Genomic DNA, 10,868 nt, shown 5'->3' with positions numbered 1-10,868 from the left:
TACCTGACACCTTGTATTACTTGGAAGTAAGCCATAGTTCTTTTTCTTGGTTATTAAGTCTTTTGTACTACTTAACTGGTAGGTATTACTCTTGAAGCTTTAAATGATTACTTTCGCCAACAGTATCAGCGAGAGTGACATGAGGGGCAATCTTTAACATTTTGAAATAATTTTGCAGGTTTTAGTGTTTGAGACAGTAAAGAGCTTGCTGAATGAATGATTGCTACAATATATACCCTGTATGCTTTTCAGTCGTTTATTAGCTTTGACAAAAATTCCTAATTTTGCAGGAAGTAGTCAAAGGCTGCAAAAATCAACAAATGATAGCGAACGCGAATAGATGGTGAAACCCTTACTCTGTAAGGGTTTCACCCTAGGTCGCCCCTCCTAGCAGCTTCGCTAGTTTTAGCCCATATTGTCGAGATTTTCTTGAATCTGGTGGGTGTATAGATATTGGATGGGGACATTTAAAAGATATTAAACAAATAGAACACATTCCAATTAGTCGTCAGAAATTTCGGGAAATTGCTAGAAATGAGGGAAATAATTGGGGTTATGGTCAAATAGAAAAATTTTTTGAATTAGAAAAACAATATCCAAAGTTAAATTTAAAATTACTGGGTACTCATGAGAAGTTTTTAGTATGTGATCGCTCTTTAGCAATGATTGGTAGCCATAACTTTCTCACCTCTGATTGTCACAGTTCAGAACGAGAATTAGGCTTAATAACTAAAGATAAAAACATTATTGAAGATTGTATTAGAAGATTTGAAGATGCACCTAGTTTAGATAATAGAGATAGCTTAAACCACAAAAAACATACTCGAAAAGTTTCCGTTAAAAGAAGCGAGCGCATTATTATAAAAACCCAGTCATCACAAAAGTAACTGGGTTAAATATTAATCTCGAAGATTTTTTGTTAATTGTCAGCTAAAAATCCAAAGCGTCGTTTGATCTACTAAATGGCACAAAACCTTATGAATTGGTGCATCATTGTCTTAGATAAGTTTGGCTGATGTTGAAAGTTAGTGCTGTACTAATTAGCTAGCCTTATCCTAATGTGGACTTCTTTTGCGTATTTTAAAATGTCAGTATGATGGTTGCAGTTGTGGAGTCGGAAGTTATGGAAACAATTAATGTACGTTCTCGCAGTGATGCCAATGGTATTTTGCATCTTGATGTTCCCGTGAATCTTAAAGATGCCGAATTTACTATTACTATTAAAGCTGTCGAACCTGCTCCAATCGGTAAAGGTTATCCCCCAGGATTTTTTGACCAAACTTATGGCAGTTGTCAAGACGACCCCATCGAAGTAGACTCTGAGGGTATTTATGAAGATTTAGATGAACTGTTGTAATGTATCTTCTTGATACCAATGTTTGTATCCGCTATCTTAACGGACGTTCTCCTGCTGTCAAGAAAAAGCTAGAAGCGACAAACGCCAATGATATCTATGTCTGTGCTGTTGTCAAAGCAGAACTGTTTTATGGAGCGATGCGAAGTAATAACCCTCAGCGTACTCTCGCCAATCAACAACGATTTTTAAACCTCTTTACTTCTTTGCCTTTTGATGATGATGCAGCTTCGGTTTATGGTGATATTCGCGCTTATTTAGCCCAACAGGGTACGCCTATAGGCTCGAATGATTTACAAATTGCTGCGATCGCTTTAAATCATAAATTAATCTTAGTAACCCACAATACCAGAGAATTTAGCCGTGTTCCTGGGTTAAGTTGGGAAGATTGGGAATAAAACTCTAGTTACTGCCTACATCTGCCTTTATATTTCAAAATATCGCGGATTCGCGCCTTAGCTTCTTGCTTGGCTTGACTGTATTCTGGCGATCGCCGTTCCTCTTCAAAGGCTTTCCACTCTGGATGACGCTCTTGTAGCTCTAAATAATACTTTTTACAATATAAAATTTGCTTATCGCTCGATTGCGGATGCGCTGCGGATTTAGGGGTATAAGCCATGCTAATCGATTGAGTAGATTTGTTGTTGTTTATTTTGTAGATTTGTTGTTGTTTATTTTGTAGATTTCTTGCTTTTTTGGTTCTTTTTTTTGGTTTGGTTCGGATAAAAGTTCTAGTTTTTCCAACCGATCTAAAAATACTGCAATTCCTGCTTCATCTTCCCATTGCTCTTGTTTAGCTCGTTCGATTGGTTGAACGTAAACAATTTTTCTCAATGGCGGTTCGTCTCGTAAATCGCTGCTGTGATAGGTAGAAATTAGTTTAACAAGTTCGTTTGGTTCTAAAGTTCTCACTTGAGAATTTTGAGAGTTTTTGAATCCGATTAAACCGCTAACAGTTTGCCCTGAATATAAAAAATAATTTCCGACCATCGCATCCAGGCTATTCAAACCTTCATATAAGGGGAGGTGTGTACATCCCTTGATTTCACTGTGTTTTGGCGTTTCTGTTTTGGCGGTTTGACTATTGAGGTGTGTACATCCCTTGATTTCACTGTGTTTTGGCTCTTTTACTGGAGTGGTTTCTGGGTGAAGAGGGTCGGGAGTTGGCTCTGGGATTTTTTCTTCAATGTCACTGGTTTCTACAGAAATATCTGATTCAATTTCTGGTTTTTCTTCAATTTCAATTTCTGGTTCTGTGACCATAGATGTTGATGAAACTGTCCCTAAAACAATTCCCTTTTCTTTGGGATGCCATAAATGATTGTATTTTTTCAAGGTTGCGATACCGACCGATACTCCATGCAGCTTCTGTATTTCTTCTCTTAAGGCTTTTCTAAAGGCTACTATTCCTGTAACTATTAAGTTGATGCCCTTGGATAGCAAGCTGTTTACCCCGTCTATAATTCGATTTTGTGCTTTTTCTGCTACTTGTTGGTTGTGGTTAGGGTTGGAGTTGGTGAAGTTACAAAAGTTACTTCGATATGTTCCTGCACGCTTGCGGGGTGTTCCTGGTTTCCAGTAGTATCTTTCGGCACTTTTACCGTAATCTCTGGCTCGACGCTTAATGTCGTCGTGGTGGTTGCAATATTCTTGATAACCATCACAAGCGATCGCTGTTTGGGCTATGTAGTTGGCGAGTTCTTCTCCTTCATGTTCTGTAAAAATCATGCCGTAGGCTGCTATTTTACCGAGGAGAAAGTTGCTTTGACCTTTACCCGTCCATCCTTCAGCGATGATAATTTCTAAGTCCCGTTTGAATTTAGCGAGTTGGGTTTTGTTTCTAGTACCAAAACGACGGAAGTTAATGATTTCTCTGGCTACGTTACAGGCAATTTCCAGAGCTTTCATATCTTGTCTGGCTGCTGCCCACTCCATTTGGTCGCAGAATAGCTCCGTAGAGTCTCCAATGGGGTTCAAGTCATTATCTAGGATTACTGAGCCTGTATAGGGCTGCAAGGGCAGTCTGTGAGCTTTGTAAGCGGTAGGTTTGTATTTACAGAAGCTTTTGGTGTTGGGGAAGATTTCTAGTTCGCCACTTTTTACTTTGATTCCTGCTTTCTCGGAACAAATTTGTAAGGCACAGGCTAGGTTAAATGTACCAGTTTTTTCGGGTAGGGGAAAATAGATATGTAATCCGTCGCTGAAGCTGGAACGGATGATTACGTAGTTGTGTAACCCGATATCTTCAAAGGAGCGTAACCACTCGCGAAAGGCTTTTTCGTTGTTGTAAGGGTGTATGGAACTACCTCGATCTATGTCAGCTACGGCATAGAGGGTTTGCTTATCGAAACTGACTCCTACTAAGTCGTTGAAGTCTTTCCAGCGATACCACAGCACTACTGGCTCTATTTCGTATTCTGTCTCGGTGCGCCAGTTGGGTTTGCTTTTACCTTTAGATTTGGCTGCTTTTCGGGCTTTCTGCCACGCCTGACGGCGGGCTTTTCTGCTGATTTTGGGATGGTTGGAGTCAAATTCGTCGGCTTCGATAAAGTTCCATCTGTGAGGAAACCAAGCGATAAATCGCTGTCCTTGGGGGTCTTTGGGGAGTTGGTTAGTTTTGGCGGTGTTTTTTTTCACTTCTTGTTACCTTTCCCCTCTGGTAACTGAAGCCACTTTCCGCTATATTGAAATTACAGAGCGTTAGAATTGTATGAGCGGGGTTGGTTATAAGCCAAAGAGGCTTATCTGTTTGCTAAAAGCTTGTTACCAAAGAAGATATTTAATTTTTTGGTTTAATCGCTTAAAACTTCACTTTTAGCTAGAGCCAGAGGCTCGTTATCAGATAGAGTCAGAGCTTGTTACCAGAGGTATTTAGTTTTTTGGGTAGTTACTTAAAACTTTACCGCCCCTACCGCTCTGCAAACAACCCTTAATTTTTCAAAATCGCTACATCAAACTCCCTAACAACGCAGCCATGCAGATATTTGCGCTGTTTCAGAAAAAAATCAGCTTTGAATCTCCTATCGATTTTGGAAGTGTTTTCTACTTCATTTGAGTAAATGAAGTTTTACTCAAATACTCAAATGAGTAAATACTCAAATTTTGCTACTTTACTTGCTTCGCCTGTTTACAGCATAAGAACCCTTCTTGGAATTTCGCCTCAATTTTCCAAAATTCACCTACCTTCATTCCTTTAGGACAGTCTAAAACCAGTAGTTCAAAAGCTGTCAAATCTGGTTTCTTGCCTTGATTTCGTTGTACTTTGAGAAAAGTTTTCTCAGATTCTATTCGAGTAACGATGCCACGCACTTTAAAGAATGCGCTTTCTTTGAGAAGATGATACGGAATAAACCTCATGGGCTTAACAAGCATACAGTTGTAAAAAGGTGGTTCTGGCTGTCCACGCAACCAACAAACGTACAATTGACGCTCGGAATTTTTAACCGACTTCAACTCCTTTAACTTTTGAGGAAACTCTTTAGCTATAGTAGCTGGCAACACCCCTCGTTTCGTCACTAATGTTCCTTCATCAAATGAGGTAGTGGAAGGATAATAGTTACCAGTTAAGCAGCCATAGGATTGAAAATATTTCTGATTTTCAACGTCTTTATCTTTTCTAAAATTGTATTTTGGATGCCAAACATAAGCGAATTCGTCTAGCTTTTTATCGCTCATCTTTTTGCTATGTAATTGTTCGTATTTGATTTTAAGAAGCTCTCTCAAATCGCCAATTTTTTCTGGCATCTCCCCCTTGGAGTAATAAATTTTATTGTAAGCAGAAACAATGTCCCTCCTTTCTTGCTTTGTTTCTTCGCTGTTAGTAAAAGGCGGTTCTTTGCGTAACATACCTCGTTCCGCTATTCTTTCTCGGACTTGTGTATTTGATAGGGTTTACTCAAATGAAGTTTTGAGTAAATGAAGTTTTACTCATTTGAGTTTTTACTCATATACTCATTTAGAGCTTTAATCACCACATCAGTAATTTTAGTTTCTCTTGAAGCTGCAAACATTTTCAATTTGTTATGCAGGGTTTTGGGAATCTCGGCGTTTAACCGTTTGGTTTCTTCTTTGGTGGCTTCGGTTAAAGCTGCTTCTTTTTCCTGTCGCTTCCGTCGCGTTTTTTTAGCCTGTAATGCCATGTCCTAACACCTCCAATATTTCTGTTTTAATCGCGCTGATTTCTTTGGCTGCTTCGCTATTCGGGTCTTTGAAAACGGTCAGTCCTTCTGATGCGGTGGTGGGGTAAGCTACTCGCTGAGTGGTGGCAGCTTTGAGAACTGGTAGCTCGTATTCTGCTAGGGCTGTTTTGATTTCACTGCTTAGTTTGGTGTTTTTGATGACTCTGCTTATCAGAAAATAAGTTGGTGGTTTGCCGTCTGTTACTTCCTGTCGCGCCGTGACAATATCTACTAAATCGGCACAAGCCCAAATGTCATAGGGGCTTGGTTGTACGGGAATAATCACTAAGTCGGCTGCTTTGACCGCAGCAGCACTCATTTTAGCTATTTGTGGCGCACCATCGATGATGACAAAATCGTATCCTCCCGATACGGCTTTGAGGTCTTTGGGTAGGGTTTCTCGATCTAGTCCCACTACGGGTAATATTTCGGCATCGTTGGCTTCATTCCAGTCTCTCAGGCTTCCCTGTGGGTCGGAATCTACTACCAGCACTTTATGTTTATCTAGAGATAAAGCATGAGCTAAATTGCTGGCAATTGTGGTTTTTCCAGACCCCCCTTTTTGGTTGAGAATCGCTATAACAGTTGCCATATCGGTTTTTTCATGAATTTAATTGGCTCTAATTTATTTACTCATTTGAGTAAAACTTCAAAACTTCATTTGAGTAAATACTCAAAGCTCAACTAAGTCTAGCTCAACATTTATTTTTTGAGTAAAACTTCAAAACTTCATTTGAGTAAATACTCAAACCCTGTTTAAAACTCTCATTTAGTTGCGAGGAAAAAATCTGGTTCTAGAACTTCCTTCTTCAATTGGTCGCAGTGACCATCCGCTTAACTCTTCTAGATAAGCAGTGTCTTCTACGGAATGAATATTGAGTGCATTCTCGCGCTTCTTTGGTTGAACCGAAACCTACTCGCTTAATCAGTTCGCTACGAGTCAGACCTTCTCGTTTATCTGAATTATCGTATGTCCATTCTTGTAACCCACGAGGGGGTAAGGATGCTTCTAATCTTTTAGCTATATCAGAGAGTCCTAATTCGGCTAAGGCTCTGAAGGTGGTTGTAAATTGTTGTTTGAGGATAGCTAGTTCTTGTTTTACTTGTTCTAATTCGTCGCTGGTTACTAATGCTTTACTGGCAATAGTTGTCAGGGGTTCTGTATTAAATTCTTCAACAATCTCATCGAGGTTATCAACAGAATCTAAGACAAAATAACCAATTCTACTTTCTATAGATGTCTCGATAAAATACTGATAACGATGATGGCTATTCCATCTAGTTCGTAGATTATCAGCTTTACCTACATACAGTATTTTATGGTCGGGTGTGTAAACGAAATATATCCCAGGTTTTGAGGGTAGCTTGGCTCTTTCTGTAATATGTAAGCTGGGTATGGAGTTAGATAGCATCCCAACTATCACATCAGTCTTATTCTGCTTGGTCTGTTTTACTTGCTGGTTAATACTATCTACTATCTGAGAGGGACAGCGAATTGTAATGCTTTCACTGTTTGAGTTTTTAGTCATGTTTTACAACATATGTTAATAAGTTAACTATGTCTTGCGTTATGTCTTACAAGTTTAACTATAGATTAACTTATTTTTTTGATAACCTGCTTGATGGTTGGCTAATTGCGTGCTTTATAAAACATGACTCCATACAAATATATGTATTGCAATAACACTGTTATACATATTGTACTAATTTATAATTAAATGATTTATTTTTTTTTGTGGAGGATAAAGAGCTTATATAAATAAATATGTTTGACAGTGTATTTTATTTTTTACAACAATATTTTAGATTGAGCAGATAAATGAGCGATCTTACCAATTGAATTACTACAAGATATTCGACATCGGACAATTATTTTGTCAAAGTAGGTTGAAGCATATTTAAAAATTGACAATAGTTATTAAACTGCGTTTAATAACGTTACTTATATTTACAACGGTGTTAGACATAATGTCATTATAATTGTCAAAACATCAGGTTTTCGCTCTACTCTACAAAGCGAAATGACTATGATGTCATTATAATTTATAACAATGTTTTACTTATTGTCAGACAAAAATTTCCAATTGCTATAACCCTTAATTTACTTGCTATCTAAACTACCGAGTCGCGCAATTATCGGCATTAGAGTTGGAATACGTATAAGCTGAGTTAATCTCAAGAAATATAAGTCAATCACTCGTTGTAGTGCTACATTTTCAGCTTAAATAAAAATTCTCTCTGAGCATCCCTTAATTCGGCTGTAGGACGTACCTCTTGAACAAGTGAGATGGCTTTTTCTGGGTTTTCTCCTTGAGCAACCAAATAAGCAGCAAGTAAAGTTCCTGTTCTGCGGTTGCCACTGGTACAGTGAACTACTACTGGCTGATTATTTTCAATTAATGGCTCGGCAAATTGAATGAACTGCTTCACCTGCTCTACAGTTGGTGGTTTTCCCCCTGTGATTGGTAGCCAGAGAGCTTGAAATCCTGCCTCTTTATATTCTTCAATTCCTGAAGGCTCATCCATAACAGAGACAATACCCCGCATACCTGCTTGATAGAGTTGAGGTAAATCTTCTAACGGGGGGCGAGACATCCCTGCAAGTTTTCCTGGTATGAGCCACCAAACATAATCAGGGTATGAAATCTTGTTTGACATTTATATAAACTCCATTAAATTAATCATGATTGATTAGGTCAGAATTCTTGCTTGTCACCCCGTGAGAAATAATGTATTACTAAAGACTAAAGTTATCAGTATTGAGAAACTTTAACGGGGAGGTGAACTATAAAACAACTACCAATTCCTAACTGACTCTCTACAAAAATGTTTCCTCTATGTAACTGAATAATTTCTCTGACAATTGCTAATCCTAATCCTGATTTCCCAGTTTGATAAGAACGAGATTTATCTACTCGCCAGAATCGCTCAAAGATTTGGTCTAAATGTTCTGGTGCAATACCTATACCAGTATCTCTTACTTTAACTGTAATAGAATTTTGATTATTTTTTTGAGCTTCGAGAGTTATTACACCATCTGTAGCAGTATAGTGAATAGCATTTTGCAACAAGTTATTAAATAGTTGTTTAAGCAGTATTTCATCCCCTAAGACAAATAAATCTGCTTCTAATTGTTGTCGATAAGTCAGCTTTTTCTCTTCAATTTGAGATTTGTGTAATTGTATTAAATCAGATAAAATAAGACGTAAATTAATCACTTTTGTTTGTAGTTTGGATACGCGGTCGCTACGTGCTAACAGTAATAAATTTTCCGTTAATCTAGTCATTTGATCTGATGCAGAAGAAATAGCAGTCAACTTTTCTGCATCAGTGTCTCGCATTCCTTCAGGATATTTAAGAGCCACATCAGCATTCGTTCTAATTGCCATTAGAGGACTTCTGAGTTCATGGGAAGCATCAGCCGTAAACTGTTTTAATCTGGCAAAACTCTCTTCAATCGGTTGCATAGCGCGACGAGTCAACCAAATACTACCAACACCACTGAGTAAAAGGGAAATTGCGATTCCACTACCTAAACCATAGTCTAAGCGACGCAGAGTATTATCTAATTCAGTTAATGATTGGCTGACTCGCACATAACCAATTAATTCAGTTTCATCTTCCAGACTGTAAACAGGTATGGCAACACTACGAATTGAGTCAGGATGATTTTGGCTCTCTGATAATTGCTCGATATCCAAGGGAAAGTCTAGTTCATATTCTCCTTGCTGTCCAACTCTTTCTCCTTCAAGATCAAACCATTCGATAGCTTGTGCTTGTCCGACTAATATTTCATCTTCATCCGTTTCTAATTCTCCATCTTCATTATCCATATTGAAAGCTGCTGCTTTGGCTAAATTTGACAATCTAAGATTTAACTGTTGGTTTAAGCTACGAGTAAAAGTAAAGCGTACAGCAATCGTAAACACAGAAAGAATCACAGTTAACACTGCTACATAAGCTAATATTAACTGCGAGCGCGTTTTTTGGAACATACAATTAAACCGTATCTGATTTGAAATCAGGAGTTTTTCATAACAGTTCTAATGTTTAGAGGGACTGGTGACTGGGAACACGCATCAAAACAGAAAATCAATGATTTATTATTTCAATAAACAAAACTTTAATTTTCTATCTGGATGAAGTTTACTAGCAATCAGGATACAAAATTAAACTCCTTCAACATTAATAATAAAGTCGTTAAAGTCATTATCGCCGCCACCAATTAAATCTTCAAAACCAAAGTTTTGCTCCCCAACAGCTTGTACATGATTCAAGCCATCAATGTTCGCTTCAGCAAAACCAGTCAAGAAATCAGCACCATCTGCTAACAGATAAGGTATGTAAACAAAACCAGCGTCTAATTCCCAAGTTTCTCCTGTAGTTACGCCAAATTCTCCCACACTAGAACTCTTAGCAGCAATTTCATAACCTGCATCTCCTACTGCTATTTCTGCACCACTTACAGGATCGATCGCTGTACCTTGAGTATCAATGGCTTGATAAAAGCCACCGACATTATCGAAAGCAGAATTAGCAACAGCACTAACATCGACTGTAGTAGTGGTTTCTGCATCTAGAAAATTAATAAATGCGTTGCTTTCTGAATCAGCCATTTCTTGTAGAGAAGAAGAAAAGATTTTATCGCCATCTTCATTAATTTCCTCTTCCAATATTAAACCCACACTAGGAGCATAATATTTAAAATCAGATTCTTCTGGTTCAAGGACAGAAAATTCCTGAATTTTAATGACATCCTCGAAATTTTCCCCATTAACAACCAGATCGAGATTGGATTCTACTATTTCAGCTTGGTTTTCGGCTTCCCCAATATCGAATCTTTGATAATAAGCTGTCCCCACTTCGGGATTAGCTGCCATAATCAAACCAGGTAAAGCTTGTCCTTCCCCTGCTAACCAGGATTCCGAATCATTAATATCAATTAAATTTCCTGCTTCGTCATATTCGTATTCGGTTACAGTCTAGGGTGTTGATTTTGGTCAAAGCGATCGCGAACAAATTCATGCAACTTACCTGGAAACAATTATAGATTGATTGCTGCAAAAGTTTGCTATATTTAAGGGTTAAAATGTATAGTTTAAACTCGCTCTAGTTTTTCGTACTTAATGAAAGGTTATAAAAGTAGTGAAACACGTTTAGTCTACCTGTTTAAAGATGGGAGAGAAAAATGGAAAGAAAGAGCTTTATCAAAACAAAAAAAGCTCAGAGCCATGGAGATAAAAGTACGAGATCTTTCTTTAAGTAGAGATAAATGGCAAGAAAAAGCTCTTGAACTGGAAGCTGGTTTAAAAGAAAAACAATTCATTATAGAAGAA

General features: G+C 37.9%; 13 protein-coding genes. 4 read left to right on the top strand and 9 right to left on the bottom strand.

What is annotated here, in order from left to right; genetic code table 11:
- Nucleotides 1–446: 446 nt before the first annotated feature.
- The 3 genes from H1P_RS39530 to vapC all read left to right on the top strand — a co-directional run bounded on the left by H1P_RS39530 (nt 447) and on the right by vapC (nt 1,752).
- Nucleotides 447–887 carry a phospholipase D-like domain-containing protein gene (locus H1P_RS39530; protein WP_144873127.1) on the top strand — a complete coding sequence of 147 codons (441 nt, stop codon included), beginning with the start codon at nt 447–449 and terminating at the stop codon, nt 885–887.
- A gap of 206 nt (nt 888–1,093) precedes the next feature.
- On the top strand, nt 1,094–1,357 hold the full coding sequence (locus tag H1P_RS26245; protein ID WP_144873124.1) for a hypothetical protein: 264 nt from the start codon (nt 1,094–1,096) through the stop codon (nt 1,355–1,357).
- Nucleotides 1,357–1,752 (top strand): type II toxin-antitoxin system tRNA(fMet)-specific endonuclease VapC, encoded by a 396-nt coding sequence (gene vapC, locus H1P_RS26240; protein WP_144873121.1) that lies wholly within the window; start codon nt 1,357–1,359, stop codon nt 1,750–1,752. The genes H1P_RS26245 and vapC overlap by 1 nt, the downstream gene beginning before the upstream one ends.
- 8 nt (nt 1,753–1,760) lie before the next feature.
- On the opposite strand, the gene H1P_RS26235 is transcribed toward vapC, so the two are convergent.
- From H1P_RS26235 to H1P_RS26195, 9 genes are all read right to left on the bottom strand, one after another.
- The gene (locus H1P_RS26235; RefSeq protein ID WP_144873118.1) at nt 1,761–1,973 is read right to left on the bottom strand and encodes a hypothetical protein; all 213 of its coding nucleotides are present in this window, start codon (nt 1,971–1,973) and stop codon (nt 1,761–1,763) included.
- A 29-nt stretch (nt 1,974–2,002) separates the two neighbouring features.
- Complete coding sequence (locus tag H1P_RS26230) at nt 2,003–3,991, bottom strand: hypothetical protein (protein WP_144873115.1); 1,989 nt, start codon at nt 3,989–3,991, stop codon at nt 2,003–2,005.
- A 468-nt stretch (nt 3,992–4,459) separates the two neighbouring features.
- A complete protein-coding gene (locus H1P_RS26225; RefSeq protein WP_144873112.1) occupies nt 4,460–5,200 on the bottom strand; it encodes a hypothetical protein in 741 nt (246 codons plus the stop codon).
- A gap of 77 nt (nt 5,201–5,277) precedes the next feature.
- Nucleotides 5,278–5,493, bottom strand: a complete 216-nt coding sequence (locus H1P_RS26220) for a hypothetical protein (protein ID WP_144873109.1) — start codon at nt 5,491–5,493, stop codon at nt 5,278–5,280.
- Nucleotides 5,477–6,124, bottom strand: a complete 648-nt coding sequence (parA, locus tag H1P_RS26215; RefSeq protein ID WP_144873106.1) for a ParA family partition ATPase — start codon at nt 6,122–6,124, stop codon at nt 5,477–5,479. The genes H1P_RS26220 and parA overlap by 17 nt, the downstream gene beginning before the upstream one ends.
- A 217-nt stretch (nt 6,125–6,341) precedes the next feature.
- Nucleotides 6,342–7,061, bottom strand: coding sequence for a GIY-YIG nuclease family protein (locus H1P_RS26210; RefSeq protein WP_222427246.1), 720 nt, complete (start codon nt 7,059–7,061; stop codon nt 6,342–6,344).
- 679 nt (nt 7,062–7,740) lie between these two features.
- Nucleotides 7,741–8,190, bottom strand: a complete 450-nt coding sequence (locus H1P_RS26205) for a phosphatase domain-containing protein (RefSeq protein ID WP_144873103.1) — start codon at nt 8,188–8,190, stop codon at nt 7,741–7,743.
- Nucleotides 8,191–8,285: 95 nt separating this feature from the next.
- On the bottom strand, nt 8,286–9,527 hold the full coding sequence (locus H1P_RS26200; RefSeq protein ID WP_144873100.1) for a sensor histidine kinase: 1,242 nt from the start codon (nt 9,525–9,527) through the stop codon (nt 8,286–8,288).
- Nucleotides 9,528–9,701: 174 nt separating this feature from the next.
- On the bottom strand, nt 9,702–10,412 hold the full coding sequence (locus tag H1P_RS26195) for a DUF4114 domain-containing protein (RefSeq protein ID WP_144873097.1): 711 nt from the start codon (nt 10,410–10,412) through the stop codon (nt 9,702–9,704).
- A gap of 246 nt (nt 10,413–10,658) precedes the next feature.
- On the opposite strand from H1P_RS26195, the gene H1P_RS26190 reads away from it, so the two are divergent.
- Nucleotides 10,659–10,868: hypothetical protein (locus H1P_RS26190; protein ID WP_144873094.1), on the top strand; the 210-nt coding region annotated here is incomplete at its 3' end.

It is taken from the genome of Hyella patelloides LEGE 07179 (assembly GCF_900659865.1).
Taxonomy (GTDB): Bacteria; Cyanobacteriota; Cyanobacteriia; order Cyanobacteriales; family Xenococcaceae; genus Hyella; species Hyella patelloides.
This window is presented reverse-complemented; position numbering and strand designations above follow the sequence as displayed.

Coding starts and splice junctions, on each gene's coding strand:
- H1P_RS26245 (WP_144873124.1), top strand. CDS start 1,094: ATGATGGTTGCAGTTGTGGAGTCGGAAGTTATGGAAACAATTAATGTA.
- vapC (WP_144873121.1), top strand. CDS start 1,357: ATGTATCTTCTTGATACCAATGTTTGTATCCGCTATCTTAACGGACGT.
- H1P_RS26235 (WP_144873118.1), bottom strand. CDS start 1,973: ATGGCTTATACCCCTAAATCCGCAGCGCATCCGCAATCGAGCGATAAG.
- H1P_RS26225 (WP_144873112.1), bottom strand. CDS start 5,200: ATGTTACGCAAAGAACCGCCTTTTACTAACAGCGAAGAAACAAAGCAA.
- H1P_RS26220 (WP_144873109.1), bottom strand. CDS start 5,493: ATGGCATTACAGGCTAAAAAAACGCGACGGAAGCGACAGGAAAAAGAA.
- parA (WP_144873106.1), bottom strand. CDS start 6,124: ATGGCAACTGTTATAGCGATTCTCAACCAAAAAGGGGGGTCTGGAAAA.
- H1P_RS26210 (WP_222427246.1), bottom strand. CDS start 7,061: ATGACTAAAAACTCAAACAGTGAAAGCATTACAATTCGCTGTCCCTCT.
- H1P_RS26205 (WP_144873103.1), bottom strand. CDS start 8,190: ATGTCAAACAAGATTTCATACCCTGATTATGTTTGGTGGCTCATACCA.
- H1P_RS26200 (WP_144873100.1), bottom strand. CDS start 9,527: ATGTTCCAAAAAACGCGCTCGCAGTTAATATTAGCTTATGTAGCAGTG.
- H1P_RS26195 (WP_144873097.1), bottom strand. CDS start 10,412: ATGGCAGCTAATCCCGAAGTGGGGACAGCTTATTATCAAAGATTCGAT.